At 41.7% G+C, this 15981-nt stretch carries 11 protein-coding genes and 1 tRNA gene; 11 read left to right on the forward strand and 1 reads right to left on the reverse strand.

Translation table 11 applies throughout. The features are described 5' to 3' along the window. Positions 1 to 17: 17 nt before the first annotated feature. The 5 genes from FAI40_08735 (at position 18) to FAI40_08755 (ending at position 9389) form a co-directional block, all read left to right on the forward strand. Positions 18 to 713 (forward strand): hypothetical protein, encoded by a 696-nt coding sequence (locus FAI40_08735; protein QCE35406.1) that lies wholly within the window; start codon positions 18 to 20, stop codon positions 711 to 713. Between the two features lie 66 nt (positions 714 to 779). Then, positions 780 to 4328 (forward strand): hypothetical protein, encoded by a 3549-nt coding sequence (locus FAI40_08740; protein QCE35407.1) that lies wholly within the window; start codon positions 780 to 782, stop codon positions 4326 to 4328. A 24-nt stretch (positions 4329 to 4352) separates the two neighbouring features. Beyond that, positions 4353 to 5723 (forward strand): replication-associated recombination protein A, encoded by a 1371-nt coding sequence (locus tag FAI40_08745; protein QCE35408.1) that lies wholly within the window; start codon positions 4353 to 4355, stop codon positions 5721 to 5723. Between the two features lie 30 nt (positions 5724 to 5753). Beyond that, positions 5754 to 6728, forward strand: coding sequence for an RluA family pseudouridine synthase (locus FAI40_08750; protein QCE35800.1), 975 nt, complete (start codon positions 5754 to 5756; stop codon positions 6726 to 6728). A gap of 12 nt (positions 6729 to 6740) precedes the next feature. Further along, on the forward strand, positions 6741 to 9389 hold the full coding sequence (locus FAI40_08755) for a hypothetical protein (GenBank protein QCE35409.1): 2649 nt from the start codon (positions 6741 to 6743) through the stop codon (positions 9387 to 9389). Positions 9390 to 9440: 51 nt separating this feature from the next. Here the strand turns inward: FAI40_08755 and FAI40_08760 are convergent, their stop codons facing one another. Further along, positions 9441 to 10676, reverse strand: a complete 1236-nt coding sequence (locus tag FAI40_08760) for a 2-C-methyl-D-erythritol 2,4-cyclodiphosphate synthase (protein QCE35410.1) — start codon at positions 10674 to 10676, stop codon at positions 9441 to 9443. A 179-nt stretch (positions 10677 to 10855) separates the two neighbouring features. Here FAI40_08760 and FAI40_08765 point away from each other — a divergent pair. The 6 genes from FAI40_08765 to FAI40_08790 all read left to right on the forward strand — a co-directional run bounded on the left by FAI40_08765 (position 10856) and on the right by FAI40_08790 (position 15962). Further along, positions 10856 to 10929: transfer RNA gene (locus tag FAI40_08765), tRNA-Gly, on the forward strand. Between the two features lie 33 nt (positions 10930 to 10962). Further along, entirely contained in the window at positions 10963 to 11349 is a 387-nt protein-coding gene (locus FAI40_08770) for a hypothetical protein (protein ID QCE35411.1), read from the forward strand. A 17-nt stretch (positions 11350 to 11366) separates the two neighbouring features. Continuing rightward, positions 11367 to 12758: an oxygen-independent coproporphyrinogen III oxidase gene (gene hemN, locus FAI40_08775; protein ID QCE35412.1), complete on the forward strand. Its 1392-nt coding sequence runs from the start codon at positions 11367 to 11369 to the stop codon at positions 12756 to 12758. Between the two features lie 111 nt (positions 12759 to 12869). Next, the gene (locus FAI40_08780) at positions 12870 to 13595 is read left to right on the forward strand and encodes a polyprenol monophosphomannose synthase (protein QCE35413.1); all 726 of its coding nucleotides are present in this window, start codon (positions 12870 to 12872) and stop codon (positions 13593 to 13595) included. A 39-nt stretch (positions 13596 to 13634) separates the two neighbouring features. Next, a complete protein-coding gene (locus tag FAI40_08785; GenBank protein QCE35414.1) occupies positions 13635 to 14249 on the forward strand; it encodes a hypothetical protein in 615 nt (204 codons plus the stop codon). A 186-nt stretch (positions 14250 to 14435) separates the two neighbouring features. Continuing rightward, positions 14436 to 15962: a glycoside hydrolase family 32 protein gene (locus FAI40_08790; GenBank protein QCE35415.1), complete on the forward strand. Its 1527-nt coding sequence runs from the start codon at positions 14436 to 14438 to the stop codon at positions 15960 to 15962. Positions 15963 to 15981: the final 19 nt, after the last annotated feature.

The following is a 15981-nucleotide window of genomic DNA, read 5'->3' on the forward strand; positions in this document are numbered from 1 at the left end:
GAGGAAAGGCGTTCCTATTGGCTTTTAGAAACGCACCGTTTGGGAAAGTTTTTTGCTGTGCATCGGCGCTTTGCACATTGTTCTATTTTTCTTCTGCGCAAGCGCTTATCATTCCAAATGCAAATGGGGAAGTCCCCACTAAGGAAGCATCGGAGGAAGAGGTATGGATGCCTGGCGTTCATCCAACGCTTTCTCCCTCTAAGGACGCAGAAGTGGTTTACCGTTTTCATGTCCAGGGAAAACCAGAGCCCCATGAGGTAAAAGTTTTATTTTCAGGGAGTGGCGATAAGTTACGGATTGAGCAGCTGGACTCTGTTGGAATCAGTATTTTAGACCGCCCTGCGCAAAAAATTTATTATCTCAATAAGGAACGTCATTTTTATTTGGGCATGCGTCCACTGCATGGTTTGAGAAGTCCCTTTTTTCTTGATTTAGAGATGCAGTATAAACCTCTTGATACCAAGAAAGTTGCAAATGTGCTTTGCCGAGAGTGGGCTATTACGGCTAAGAGTGGGCGTGCCAAGGCCTGTGTTACGGATGATGGGCTGATTTTACAGCAGGAAGGGGTTGATGCTGAAGGAGTTAGCGGAAAGTTAGAGGCTATAAGCGTTTCATACCATGCTTTGCCTGCTTCCAGTTTTGAAATTCCTATAAATTATCACAATATTCATGCTCCAAAAGCAGAAATTCCTGGCGTTGAAGAAAAACATTGATGAAAAGAAATTCCATTTATAACTTTGTGGTGCAATACACTGCGGAAAAAATCCATAGAAAGTTTTTTGTCTAGTATGAAAAAGGCCGCTCTGTTTAAGAGGGTAAAAAGCGTTTTGTGGTGGTTTGGATGTTTTCTTGCCGCTGTTTTTTCGTTTCAGATTATTTTGGTATCTGCGCTTATTTTGCGTCTTGCGTTTGCCCCGATTAACGTGACGGGTTTGGGGCATCGTCTTTTAGGCACATTCTATTTGAATACGAAGGGCGATCTGACCCCTATCAAGCATAATGCTATTGGAAAAGAAGCTTGGGAAAAATTGAGGATTCAATGGATGATGCCGTCTTTTAAAGATTGGCTTTTCCATAGGAATATGGGCGGGATTTTTTTCTCCCTTTCCGGTATTAAGCTTGTTGATTTTCAAGGTAATGTCATTGACCATATAGACCGTTTTGAAGGAAATGTTTCGATTGCTTTGTTCTCCAAAGGGAAAATTGCCATTAATTCAGCACGTCTTGAAGGGGCTGATCTTCATTTAAAGCGTTTTAAATCGGGGCATGTACATCTTGATTTTCCTGGTATTCGCCCGTCTCTAAAACCTTCCAAGCCTATTGATTTAAGTTTTCTGAATTTTGATTTTTTCTCCTCTCTTTACGTTAAGAACGTCAAGGCTGTTCTAAAGTCGGAAGACAGTTCTGAAGACTTTTCTTTAAGCATTCCCAGTATCTTTGTTCATAACCCCTCTGAAACAAGGGACGTTACTAAATGGGAAGGGGAATTCGGTATTTTTGCCCAAGAGAATGGGAAGAATATTTCTCTTCTTGGAAAAACAGAGAAGCAAAGGGATCGGGAAGATTTGTGGCGAATGGTGTTGGATGCGCCATCTCCTGAGGCGTTTGAAAATTTAATTCCTATTCTGGGAAAAGTTCATTTACCATTGAGGAGTGAAATTACAGGAGACCCTGTTATTTGTGCTCTTGGTCTCAAAGGATGTTCTTTGGATTTTAATCTTAAAGTAGGAAAAGGATTTTACATACAGCCAGATGAAACAAGAATGCTTGCTTCTAACGCTTTTGGAGAGGGGCATCTTGATTTGAAGGAAAATTATAAAAACCTTCAGGTGAAAGTGAACCGTTTAAATTTGGATTTAATCGATTCTTTTGGTGCTTTAACAAAAGTATCTCTTTATGCAGGCTTAGATCTGGATAATTTAATGGCGCTGAAAGAAACAAAATTACAAATTGGTGGGAAAATACCCAAATTTAATATGGCCTCTTTGCCCATTTTATGGCCTGTTGGCATTTCAAAAAATGCACGTGCTTGGATTATTGAAAATTTAACGGAAGGACACGCTAGAGATTTTAAACTTGATGTTGATCTAGAGGGGCATGAGGGCTTCGATCATCTCAAAGTTAAAAATATTAGCGGTGATTTAAAGGCAGAAAAGGTTACTGTACAATGGCTGAAAGGAATGCCTGTTTTTAAAGGCGTTGGGGTTCAGGCAAAATTTGTCGATTCAGATAATGTTCTTGTGACAATGACAGGTGGCGTCATTGATGAGAATCCTAAACAGCTTATTCATCAGTCAAAAGGATCTATTGCCATTACAGGAGTGACTTCTCCTAAACCCATTGCAGGAACAATTAAGCTTGGTTTGTCTGGATCCGCTCCCAAATTAATTGAGATTTTAAGTCGGGATCGTTTACCAATTTTAAAACGCTTAAAGAAATATTATTCTAAACCCCAAGGACAGTTTCAAGGACAGGCTAAAATTTCACTTCCCTTTATTTCTTCTGTTAAGGCGGAAGAAGTTATTTTTGATACAGAAGTAAAAACCAAAAATTTGGCCGCAATTTTGCGTACAGTCGGGCCTGTAACAGACTTAAATGGAACATTGCATGCTTGGAATAAGGATGTTGTGCTTCATGCGAATGCTAAAGTGCGAGATATTCCCGTAAAAGTATATTTGTACCACAATTTACAGGCTGATAAGCCTGGACAGAAAAATATCGAAGCTATTTTAACATCTAAAGTGAACCAGGATTTTTTAAGAAAAATCGGTATTCCGATGTCTGCTGAGCGTCTTACAGGTGCAGGTCTTTTAAAGGCTAATTTTGAAGAAATGTGGTCGGGGACGGATCAGAGTCAAATTGATATGAATATGAGTCTGGATTTGCGCGAGTCTATCATACACAGCCTCCTTTGGAATAAGGCTAAAAATGTATCAGCAGGTGGCTCTTTACATGCAAGATGGATCAATGGAGATCTCGATTCGCTTACAGATTTAAAAGCTTATGGGCCTGAAATTGAAATACAGGCTCAAAGTATTCTGCAAGATTCGGAGATTACAGGGCTTGATGTAAAACATCTTAAAATTGGAAAAAATGAGGGAAGTTTTCGTTTTGAGTGGCCTGAAGCCAAACGAAAATGGCCGGTGATCAAGGAAGATGGTTCTTTAGATACTGAGCCAAGTGAAGCACTTTCAGAGGTAAGTACCTCTAAAAAAACAGAGAGACCAATCAAGCATAGAGAAAAATATCAGTTAGATGTCCATGCTTCTAGAATTGATTTAGAACCGTTTTTGAACCATACCTCCAGGGGAGTGGAATATACACTAAACGGCAAGAAGCTTTCAGAAGAGATAAAGCCCGTGATGAAGCAGGAAAATGGGAGAACGATTTTACCTGCGGGTCATTGGCATATTAATTTTAATGTTCAAGAAGCTCTTCTAGGAAATGGACGGGTTTTGGGGCCATTTTCAATTTCGGCTTATTGGAATAAGCGGCATTTGAGTAAGGCTGATATTGAGATTTCAAAGCCTTATAAAGCTTTTTTTAAAATTTCGCATGATCCTAAAAATGATTCAGAGCATTTGTTTGAAGGTGAGGCTGAGCATCTTGGGGAGTGGCTTTCATGGGGGAAGATTTATCCACATCTTCGGGGAGGTAATTTAAAGCTTTCAGGGAAGTTTGCCCCTTCTATTCTCTTAGCAAGTGTAAGCGATCCGCTGATTATTACTGTTGGCAATAATCAAAGGCATCCAGCAAAAGAAAAGGCTTTAGAAGAGGCTCTTAAGGCGGTTAAGAAAGAAGAAGAAAAATCGTCTGATCTTTCGGAGGCATCTGTTCATACAGAGGGATTTGGTTTAGGGCTTCCACCTTACGCAGGCAAAATCTCCATTGATAAAATGGATTGGGATGCTTCCTTACTCAGTGTTTCTTTGGCAAAGATTATTACGCCAACCTATTGGAATAAAGTGAATGGAAATTTACATAATATTTCAATGAAAGGGGCTATTTCTGTACAAGACGGTATTATCGGTTTTGGTAATATCCAAGGGAAAAGTGATATTGTTGCCGCAACAATGGTTGGTAATATTAACCTGAAAAAGAAGGCGATCAATCTGGGGGGGACAATTTCGCCAGATTATTATTGGAATAGCTCTTTAGGGCATTTGCCAAGCGTTTTGGGATATATTTTCTCTCCAGAAAAAGGCAGTGGAGTCTTAGCGATGGGCTATACTCTTGACGGTACTTTGTCTGCACCTCATTTTAATTTAAATCCTTATATGATGTTGTTGCCTGGTATTTTAAGAAAGATAGCCGACCCGAACTCTTAGAAGGCAGCAGAAAGAGGGAAAGAAATGGATGATTTATTTGGAGAGGCTGAAAAAAACTCTCGTTCTTCTTTTGAATTACCTTCAGAAACGTCTTCGGTCTCTCGTGGACGTCAGCCTTTAGCAGATCGCTTACGTCCTCGCAAAATAGATGAAATTTGTGGTCAAGAGGAGCTTTTAGGAGCGGAAGGAAGACTAAGGCGCATGTTGGAAGGAAAATTCCTTCCAAGTTTGATTCTATGGGGGCCTCCTGGATGCGGTAAAACGACTTTAGCACGTCTTTTGGCTGAAGAGATGGGGTTAAATTTTATTCAGATTTCAGCCGTTTTCTCAGGTGTTTCTGATTTAAAAAAAGTGTTTGCACAAGCAGAACATCAGGCTGCAAAAGGCACCTTATTGTTTGTTGATGAAATTCATCGTTTTAACCGCGCGCAGCAGGATGGCTTTTTGCCTTATGTTGAAAATGGGGTCATTACGCTTGTTGGGGCAACCACAGAAAATCCTTCCTTTGCTTTAAATCCAGCTTTGCTTTCCCGTTGTCAGGTTCTGGTACTTCAGTCTTTAGAAACAGATTCTCTTTTGAAAATGCTAGAGCGTGCAGAAGAGCTTTTGGAGCGTTCTTTACCTTTAAATGATCAGGCTCGAAAAAGATTAGTGGAAATGGCGGACGGAGATGGTCGCTATCTTTTAAATCTTGCAGAGCAAGTGTTTTTCTTTCCAAAAGATCAGATTTTTGATGTTGCTGCTTTGGAAAAGCGTCTTTCAAGGCGGGCATTGCGTTATGATAAAAGCCGTGAAGAGCATTATAATTTAATTTCAGCTTTTCATAAATCTATTCGAGGCTCTGATCCTGATGCGGCGCTCTATTGGTACGCAAGAATGATTGAGGGAGGAGAAGATCCACGCTATATTGCACGTCGTTTAGTCGTGATTGCCAGTGAAGATGTGGGAGAGGCTGCTCCAGGATCTCTTCCATTGGTGATTGCGGCCGCAGAGGCTTTTGAGCGTTTAGGCAGTCCGGAAGGGGAGCTGGCCTTAGCGCAGGCAATTGTCCATTTGGCAACAGCACCAAAGTCAAATTCTGTGTATAAGGCTTTAAAACAGGCAAGAGCGGTTGCAAAGCAGACAGGGAGTCTGATGCCACCGCCGCATATTTTAAATGCGCCAACTTCTTTGATGCGCGAAGTTGGATATGGGGAAGGATACCAGTATGATCATGACCAAGAGGGGGCATTTTCAGGTCAGGATTATTTCCCGAAAGAAATGGGAAGGGTTCGTTTTTATGAGCCATCTTCCCGGGGATATGAAGTAGAAATCGATAAGCGTTTGAAGATTTTAGAAGAGCGCCGTGTCTTTTTGCAAAACCAATCACAGAAGAATTCAGATAAAATAAAGTAATTCCTAAGGAAGAAAGTAAGATCAAGGATGATGGAAACAACATTAAAAAAAGTTATTGAAGATGAAGAGGGCATTCGTCTTGATCGTTGGGTTAGACGCCATTTTCCAGATCTTCCACAAGGCGCTATTCAGAAATTTTGTCGTAAAGGAGACATCAGGGTTAATGGGAAAAAAGTTGAGACGAACACGCGTCTTCAACCTGAAGATGAGATTAAAATTCCCAAAATTAAAAGAGAATCCGTTTCCAAAGGAAAAAATAAGAAAATTGATCCTGAATTAGCAAAGCGCGCTAAGGAGTTGATGATTTATGAGGATCAATATCTTGCGGTCATGAACAAGCCTTCAGGGCTTTCTACGCAAGGGGGAATGGGGTTGAAAGAACATGTTGATCTGATGCTCGATGCGATGGTTTCCGAAGATGGCGTTAGGCCACGCCTTGTCCACCGTTTAGATAAGGATACTTCAGGCGTTTTGCTGATTGCAAAAACACCAGGTGTCGCCGCTTTTTTGGCAGAATCTTTCCGCAAGCGTCAGGTCACGAAAAAATATTGGGCCGTTGTTGTAGGCCGTCCAGAAACACCAGCGGGCAAAATTAGCCAGCCCTTGGCAAAAATTGGAGCAGGTGCTGCTTCTGTCATGGCGCCTGTTCGATTAAAAGAAGAAGGCGCTCAGGTTGCGATAAGTTTTTATGAAACTTTAGATTTTGCTGGAAAAAAATTCGCTTGGCTTGAGCTTTCACCAGAGACTGGGCGAACACACCAGTTAAGAGTGCATTGTGAGGTCATAGAGACACCTATTTTGGGAGATCCGCGTTATGGTAGTGAGAAAGCCCATCAAGAGGGTTTTATAGATCAGCTTCATTTACATGCGCGTTTTTTGGATTTTCCGCATCCGAAAGGGGGGCGCCTACAGGTGACAGCGCCACTACCCTCTCATATGCTTGAAACATTTAAACAGCTTGGTTTTGTAGCTGGAAAAACACCAAATCCGAAGAGACAAAAATAAGGGGGATAGCAGGTGCGTAAAGGGAAATATATTGGATTTGGTTTGTTGGGTTTGTCTCTTTTAGGACTTTGGGTTGAAGGGGGACGCCTCGTTAGTCCAGAAAGACTTTGGGACGGTTTGCGAGCTTCTCTGACAAAATCAACAGGTTTAGAGTGGCATGCTGGGCATGTTGAGATGACCTTATTCCCAAGGCCTGCGATTGAGATTGATCATTTAGAAGGCGGAATTCCAGGCTCTATCCCTCTTCTAAATGCAGAAAAGACCTATGCGAAATTGTCTGTCATGACTCTATTAGGCCATGGAATGAATATTCATTCTCTGAGTTTTGACCATGCTGTTATCGCTTATGACGGACACCCTCTTCATATTAAAGCCGTTGTAAAAGATAAAATGCCTTCAGAAGAAGAATCTGTCTCAACGGGACAAGATCAACAGAATGCGCAATCTTTAATCAGCTCTTCTGTTTTTAAAAATTCTAAAGTGATGATTGGTAAGATTGATCTTCACGAAAGTCTTATTAAGTGGAAAAATGCCGTAGTAAGACCAGAAGATGGTCCTTTGTCGGGACAAGTTTATATTCGTGACCTTCAACTGAATAACATTTCTTCTGATCACCCTTCTTTTTCAATGCGGGTTTCTTCTGAACCAGGGAAAAGGGAAGTTTGGGGTGTCGAAGGCCATTCTGCTGCTTTTTCCGCATTGCCTGATTTGCTTTCCGCACATGTTGAACCAGGGAAATCGCCTCCATGGCCTTTTGCGATTAAGTTTACCTTCCCTCAAAAAGAAGCAAAGATTGGAGCAAAAGAAGATTATTTATCTCTTGAAGGCAGTATTCCTTTCTTAGGTGACGGGGGGCAAAGCAATCTTTTATTGAGTGCAGATTTGCAATCACTCCAAGAGCTTCAGCTCATTTCGCCGTCCTTGGATTTGCCTGCTGTTACAGGGATTTCAGGACAAGCAAATTTTCATTTTATTCGGGCAGATGACCGACCCCAGATTAGCTTATCTTGGGCAGATCTTGGTATTGCGCATTCTAAAATTTCTCTTTTGGCAGAAATGGCAGATCGTCTATCACAGGATGCGGGCGAGGCTGTTAGAAAAACAGCTTCCAGCTCTGTTTTGAAAAATGTGCGTCTTAGCAATATGAAATTCCGTTTAGATGAAGGTCAGCCTTCTGTTTCGATTGATTCTGAAACTGTTGGAAGAGGGGGGAGTTGGCAATTGCATCTTGGCTTGCCGTCTGGCCTTTTCTCAACAATCCCTCTTAAAAGTGAAAATTTGTATGAGCTTTCTGTCAAGCCGGGATCAATGAAAACAGTTTCTTCACATGAAGGGCAAGGGGGAGATAAGGAAATTCCAGCAGGTTTCCATTTATCTGGAACGGTCTCTCCAACCGATATTTCAGGATCATTATCAGGTGTTGCGCCAAGCTTGCCTGTTGTTCCACTCGGGAGTGGCTGGTCTTTGGCGGATGATGTTGGGCGTGAGCTTTCTATTTTACATGCTGTTTCAATGTCAGGTGAGTTTCATTTTACGCATTCTTCAGAGAATCAGAAATGGAAGGCCTTTGTTCATAATGGCTCTTTATCGAGTGATGAACTAAGCTTCCAAGCAGATTTGGAAGCCGGTCCTGAAACAGGTTCTCAATTATGGAAACTTGGCGGAGATGTTAGAATTGGGCAAGCACATCTTATTTCTGGAAAATTAAGTAATTTAGGGAATAAGATTGCCAAAAAAATTCAGCCCAAAAATTCGGAAGAAGCAACCCGGGATTTCATAGAGCAAGCAAGAGAGAGTGCGATTTCGAATGCTTCGGCCACGACGGCGGATATTACCATTGCAGCAAAAGATTTTTCGTTGGATGATGTGATTTATCATGACCTTATGACACATTTGCGCTCTTATAATCACCAAACCAATTTTGAAATTCAAAAGGGAACAGGAGATAATCAACCTCTTTCTGGAAGCTTAGCGGTTACACATCAAGGGGATTCCTATCATTTTGCCCTACAGGCTAATCCAATTATCGTGCCATCTCAGCTTATCTTTGAGACAGTTGGTGCGCCTGTTATGCTTTCAGGTTCTTCCCAACTTGTTGGGAATTTGGAAGGAAATGGACGTGATCTTAATGGTATACTCGCAACATTGAGTGGTAAACTAGGAGCTTCCAGTGTCAACAGTTCTTTAAAGCGTAAAGCGCTGGTTGATTTGGCAGGACCTTTAAAAGCGATCTTTAAGCTTGCAAGCGAGGATATACCTCTTCGGTGCGCAGCGGCGTCTGCGAGCTTTAATAATGGGCGTGGGGATATTTCAGCTTTTGGATTTGAGGCAAACCATTTAAGTCTTACTGGAAATGGTTGGGTTTCGCCTATTGAACAGAAGATGGACCTCCGTTTGAATCCTCAGATGAGCTATGCAGGCGAAATGATTAACTCACCCCTCGAAATTAGTGGACATTTCGGAGAGCTTCAGAGTGTTGCGCTTCATGCTAATACAGGCGATCTTGGAATTCAGTTAGGTGGCGGAAGCGGCAACGATAATTGTAAGTCGCTTCTTGCAACAGCACGAATGGGGATCGCAGGGCCAGAGCCTAAAGAAGCCGATGGTGGCAGCAAAGGTGAAAAAGTTGCTGGTGGAATCCTTCGTATCTTAGGACTTTAAGTTTTTCAAACAGGGCGTTTTTGATCATTCAGAACGCCCTGTTTTCTTTTCTTATTTTTCGTCGCTGTCTGGAAGAAGAATAGAGACGGTTGCGAAAGCGGCAATACCTTCTTTTCTGCCTGTAAAGCCTAGCTTTTCTGTCGTTGTGGCTTTGAGCGAAATCCTTTTAGGCGATACATCCATAATTTCAGCGATTTTATGCATCATTTTTTGTGCATGAGGACTGATTTTAGGAGCTTCACAGATAAGCGTAATATCTGCATTGATTAGTCGCCCTTGACGTTGGTGTAAAAGATGCGTGGCATGCTCCAAAAATTGCCGAGAGTCGGCGGATTTCCACTGGTTATCTGATGGCGGAAAGTGACGGCCGATATCTCCTTCATTCATTGCGCCATAAATTGCATCGCATAGGGCATGTAGAACAACATCCGCATCAGAATGGCCAGCCAGTCCGTGAGAATGGGGAATTTGAATACCAGCGAGGATCAGGGGACGTCCAGATTCGAAGGCATGAACATCGTATCCGTTGCCAATATGAGGAACCAAAGTTGAGAGCGGGGAGGAGGCTTTAAACATTGTTTTTAAAAAATTCAAATCCTCTTCAACGGTAACTTTGATATTGCGTTCGCTTCCTTCAACAACAACAGTTTTAAAACCGGCAGCTTCAAGCAATGCAATGTCATCTGTACATTTATTTTCTTTTTGTTGACGGTGGAGATCAAGGAAAAGTTTAAAATGGAAGCCTTGAGGGGTTTGGGCACGCCTAAGATTGTCTCTTTCTACGGTTGATAAAATAATTTCTTTTTCAACTTTTTTGATGGTATCGGTCACTTTTCTAGCTGGGATAGCCCCTGTAAAATCGCTCAATGCGTCAAGAACATTGTGAATAGAAGAAGCTGGCACAAGAGGTCTGGCGCCATCATGAACTAAAACGATATCGGGAGAAGGGGAAAGCTTTGCAAGCGCTTCAAGGCCGTTCCTGACACTGTCCTGACGTTCTTTTCCACCGACAACAGAGGAGAGAATTTTGGGATTATTTTGGAAAATATGATCTAGTCTCTCGGTATCTCCAACAGGCTGTAAAATATCAACATAAGGCAAAAGTGCGTCCGCGGCATGGGCGATAATAGGTTTCCCATTAAGAGAAAGATATTGTTTTGGAAGCTCTGCCTCCTGTTCGTTTCGGGGAGATTTTAAACTTTCTTTAAAGCGTTTTCCTGTCCCCCCTCCCAAAAGGATTGCAGCAACATAAGGCTTGTGAGGAAGCTTTGGGAACAGCGATGGCATTAATTTTTCCTAAATATCTATCGAGATTCTTTGAATGCGTTTATATAACGTGTACAGCGTAGAATGTTTAGGAATTATAATTCTTTTTAATTTAAATAAGAACTCTTGAGCTATTCTGCTTTTTTTAATAAATTGGCTCAAACTAGAAATTCCTTAGAGTTTTTTAGTCGCTGGATTGTGCGGATGTAGTTCAATGGTAGAACGGTAGCTTCCCAAGCTGCATACGGGGGTTCGATTCCCCTCATCCGCTCCATTTTGCCCAATGTTGAGCAAGAGTTAGGCAAGCATGAAGAGACATTTAAAGACGATTGGGGCAGGCGTGCTTCTGGCTTTTACAATGTCTGGCTGTACGACCAATATTTTCCGTCCAAAAACAACATTGATTTACGAAGATACACCCTATCCGTGCCAAGTGCCCCATGGCATTGAGTTTGGAAATTTGATGGATGGGAGTGATCCGCTTGCGCTTGGGACGTTAGATATCGATAATGTTTTTTCATTGCCAATTACAGCAGTTTTAGCTTCCATTAAGGCGCATAAGCTCAAAAAAGAGCTTCCTGCATGTAAAGAGCGCGCAGAGGCTTTTATTGCGCAGCGGGAAAAAGAGAATGAAGCTTGCTTGAAACAATATAATGCGAATTGTCCTCGCTTGCTTTATAATGACGGGCATTGAAATAAAGGGGGATTTAAATGCCAAAAGAGAAGCTTTTGAATGGGCATGAGGCGCAAAGAGAAGAAATTGCAGCACTTTTAAAACGTTATGGTGGCTTGATTCCACGTTACACAAGCTATCCAACAGCAGCGCAGTTTGTCCCTGTCGGCGAACGTAACCATATTGAAGCGTGGATTGAGGCGCTTCCTAAAGATGAGCCTCTTTCTCTTTATTTTCACGTACCCTTTTGCGATGAGCTTTGCAGTTTTTGCGCCTGCAATACATCTGTCGTGCGTCATGCAGAGACAAGAGAGGCTTATGCAAATTTATTGGTGGAAGAGCTGGGACGTGTCGCAAGCCTTGCAGGAAAAGGGCATATTGTCACCCATCTTCATTGGGGCGGCGGGACACCAACAACTCTTTCAAAAGAATCTCTGGCGCTTGTTATGGAAAAAGTCAGTCAGCATTTTAAAATTGCTGAGGATGCAGAAATTTCTATTGAGCTTGACCCTCGGAATATTCCAGAAGGGTGTGCCACTTATTTGAAAGAAAGCGGTTTTAACCGTGTTAGTCTTGGCGTTCAGGATATTGATCCAAGCGTTCAGCAGGCATGCGGACGCATTCAGAGTCAAAAGCAAACAAATGATTGTGTCTCACAGATGCGCGAGGCTGGGATTAAATCTATCAATATCGATTTGATTTACGGTTTGCCACGTCAAACGACAGAAAGTGTGACACATACGGCTCAAGTGATTGCCAAGTTAAAACCAGAACGTTTGGCCGTTTTTGGCTATGCGCATGTGCCTTGGAAGCAGAAGCGTCAGCAATTACTGCCAGAAAAGGAGTTGCCAGGCCTTTTGGAGCGTTTAAGGCAAAGGCAGGCAATTGATAAAACTTTGCGGGATGCTGGGTATATCGCAGTAGGTTTAGATCATTATGTGCGCAAAGAAGATACGATGGCTAAAGCTGCAGAGGCTGGTACGCTGCGTCGAAATTTTCAGGGTTACACAACAGATAATTCTGGTGTTTTGATTGGAATGGGTGCTTCAGCAATTTCTGAATTTCCAAGTGGATTAAGTCAGAATGCCCCGACTGCCGCCGCTTATAAAAAAGCGATGGCGAACTCAGGATTGCCTGCTTATCGAGATGTTTCCCGAAAGGGTGAGGATTTGTTGCGCGCGCGCATTATTGAACGTTTGATGTGTGATTTGGCTGTGAATCTAGATATGTTTGATAAGACAAAAACATTTGCGCAGGAACTTCAAAAGCTTGAGCCTATGGTTCGGGATGATTTGGTTACAATTGATGGAAGGTCTATTTCTGTTTTGGAAAAAGGACGTCCTTTTATTCGAAATGTCGCTGCCGTTTTTGATACATATTTGCAAGCCGAGAAAGAAGAGGGGGCGCCTCGATACTCGAGTGCCTTTTAAGTTACTAGATTGTTTTTCTTAAAAGTGCTTTATTGTTATTAAGTGGCCTAATGCTATCAATTGTTTCTATATATTAGGCTTGGATACGTTAGATATTAGAGGTTTCTCCCATTGAATAATTCGCCAGCACTCCTCAGTATTGTTGTTCCGGCCTATAATGAAGCTGGAAATGTTGAACGTGTCTTTCAATCTCTCTGCCGTGCTTGGGAAGGGAGAGAGGGGGAATGGGAGATGATTTTAGTCGATGATAATTCTCCCGATGGCACCTCAAGAATAGCCCGTACAATTGCGCAAGAAGATATACGGTTAAGGGTCATTCGCCGTATTGGACGCCGGGGATTGACCTCTGCTGTGATGGAAGGAATTTTATCCTCTTCAGCACATTTTGTTGCCGTTATGGATGGCGATGGACAGCATGATGAAACATTGCTCCCACGTATGTTAGATATGCTTGTGGATGGGGCTGATCTTGTGGTTGGCACACGTTATGCGCAAGGGGGGGCAGCGGATGGTCTTTCTGGAAAATATAGAGAATGGCTTTCAAAACTTGGCACAAAAGTAGCCCAAAAAATTTCGGGTAAATCTTGCAGCGATCCAATGAGCGGTTTTTTCGCCGTTCGGCGTGAGCTGATTGAAGAACTTATTCCAACGATGAGGACAAAGGGATTCAAAATTCTTTTTGAATTTTTGGCAAAATCACCATCGAACTTAACTATTCGAGAATTGCCTTTTGTTTTTAAAGATCGTTTGGCTGGGGAAAGTAAACTTAGCTTTGCTGTTATCCAAGAAGCGATCATTCAAAGTCTGGTTTTGCTTGTAAACCGTGCTAGAAAGTGATCTTCTCCTCACTTTAAGTTGTCAGAAAAAGGATTTTTTTTGAAAAAGGGTTCGTTTTTCTTTCGTATACCACTTGGAGCATTTCTGCTAGGGGCTGCGTTGTATCTGCCTTTGCCTGTTTTTGCTGTCTCTTCCAACAGTTTGAAATTGACATCCGATCAGCTCAATATGGCAGAGAATTTATTTCATTTTTATGAGGAAAAAGGTTGGCCAGAAAATGCCATTATTGGCATTATAACCAATCTTTATTTTGAATGTTCTTTAGATCCAACTGAGGTGAATGCTGTGAATGGGGCTTCAGGATTAGCGCAGTGGTTGGGAGGACGCCGAAAAAATTTTGTTGAAAAATATGGTGTTTTACCACACGAGGCATCATGGAAGCAGCAGGCTGAATTTATACAGCAAGATTTAACAGATAAAGATAGTCCTTATCGCTTTGTCGGACAGGAGTTAATGTCTGCGGAGAGCGCAAAATCTGCTGCTATTTATTTTGGGCGTGATTATGAAGTCCCTGGAAGAACGACGCAAGAAGCTGAATCGGTTGCAGAGGGTCGAGCAAAAATAGCCCAGTCTTGGAAGGATCTTTTGGAATCAACAGAGAATTTGAGAGAACATTTGGATTTTTTACAAAATCAAATCCAGAGTTCGCAGTGATTTTTTTAGCAATAAAAGCCCACCTTAAAAGTTAAAATTAGGATGATAAGCTATAATGGTTGATGTTGAGGATATTTATCTGATTCAGGCAAGTGAAATTTTATCTATTCAGAAAAGGGAATGGCAGGCGAGTTTGACAGGAGAGTTTAGTCCGGAAATCCTTTCTATCTCCTTGGAGGTTGAGGAATGAAAATAGGTGAATCTCTTTATTTCTTAGAGAATTTAAGAACAGGGCTTGCCGTCTCTTCCTATTATCCTTTTTATCACGCAACCTCTTTGCCCAGTTCATGCAACCCTTTATGGATGAATGAGCCTCAAAATATTCTTTTTGATGAAAAAAAGAATATTTTGCGCTCTTGGCAGGTTGCTCGTTTATGTGATCCTTCAGAAAGGGAATGTATTTCTGGATGGGTTCAAAATATCTCTTTTAATAATGGGATTTCATGGATTCCCTGTGGAAAAACAATTTTTCCCTATCGTGAGGATATTATTGGTTTTTTTGGAGGAACCGTCCTTCGAGATTGGCATAATAGTGCTGGTTTTGGTCATGGTGCTGTTCTTTATTTTGTGACGGCAGAAACCTCGCAAGGGCAAAAAGTTCTACGTTATTGGGCTGAAAGCTTCGGAAATGAGCCCATCTTCGACAGTGTCGTTTTTGAACAGCCGCAGACACAAAAAAAAGTGGGAGAAGCCTTAAGAGATTTTCGAATTCATTGGGATGGACAGCAATGGGTCGCCGTGATTAGCCTTTCTTATGGCATGGCTTTTTATGCTTCCCTAGATACAAAAAAATGGGAACGTGTTTCTCTTTGGGTTGCACCAAACCATGTTGTAGAAGTTAATGGCGCTCTTGAATCACCTTCCTTTACCCCTATTTTCGTGGAAGGTGAGGCTAAGCCCAAATATATTTTATGTTACGCAGATCATCTTGTAGCATCTGGTCGGGTTTTGGCGGTTGTGGGAGATTGGGACGGAAAAATTTTTAGGGAACTTTCTGCACCTCAATGTTTAGATTTTGGATGTGATATTTTTGCGCCGAATTGCTCTGTAGATCCAGTCTCTGGCCAAGTTTTCTTGCAAGGCTGGATGGGGAATTGGAGTTATGTTCAGTATATGCCGTTTAAAGGTTTTTTTAATGCTGAAACCTTGCTTCGGGAAGTTCGCCTCCAAAAAGAAACGTATGAGATTCAAACCTATCCTCTTAAAAATCAGGATGATGTTTTCCCTGTAGAAATAGATTTTCCGACACAAATTATAACACCAGAGGAAATATTTGATTTTGCTCAGGTAAAGCCAGGGCGAGCTTATAAGCTTGAAATGGACTTGAAGCGTTCAGAAAGTGAGTGGCCTGAGAAAATCACCTTTTCATTTGAGGAAAACTCTCAGAAAAGAGAGCAAGCTATGGTTTTTGAAATTTTTCCGCACGAAAATCTTTGCCAGATTTCTCGTAAAAAAGCTTCTATGTCTTTTTCAAAGGAAATAAGTGAAGAGGTCATAGGTCTTTGGAAAACAAAACAGTCTCTGCCTTTAAAAGAGGAAAAAGGCGTTTTTAAATTAGCTTTTTTTGTAGATTCCTTTTCCGTAGAAGTTTTTTGTCTTGTTGGTGGAAAGGTTTCGACAAATATCTTTTTCCCAAAACAGAACAAGTCAAAAATGTCCTTATCTTGCGATACGCATGCTGTAGAAGTGAGTCTTGCACTGAGGCGTGCCTAACTAATTTATTTTGACTGAA

The organism is Acetobacteraceae bacterium (assembly GCA_004843345.1).
In the GTDB taxonomy this organism is placed as follows: Bacteria; Pseudomonadota; Alphaproteobacteria; order Acetobacterales; family Acetobacteraceae.

Bases quoted from the DNA above. Each gene is read 5' to 3' on its own strand.
- FAI40_08745 (QCE35408.1), top strand. From the start codon at position 4,353: ATGGATGATTTATTTGGAGAGGCTGAAAAAAACTCTCGTTCTTCTTTT.
- FAI40_08750 (QCE35800.1), top strand. From the start codon at position 5,754: ATGGAAACAACATTAAAAAAAGTTATTGAAGATGAAGAGGGCATTCGT.
- FAI40_08760 (QCE35410.1), bottom strand. From the start codon at position 10,676: ATGCCATCGCTGTTCCCAAAGCTTCCTCACAAGCCTTATGTTGCTGCA.
- FAI40_08770 (QCE35411.1), top strand. From the start codon at position 10,963: ATGAAGAGACATTTAAAGACGATTGGGGCAGGCGTGCTTCTGGCTTTT.
- hemN (QCE35412.1), top strand. From the start codon at position 11,367: ATGCCAAAAGAGAAGCTTTTGAATGGGCATGAGGCGCAAAGAGAAGAA.
- FAI40_08790 (QCE35415.1), top strand. From the start codon at position 14,436: ATGAAAATAGGTGAATCTCTTTATTTCTTAGAGAATTTAAGAACAGGG.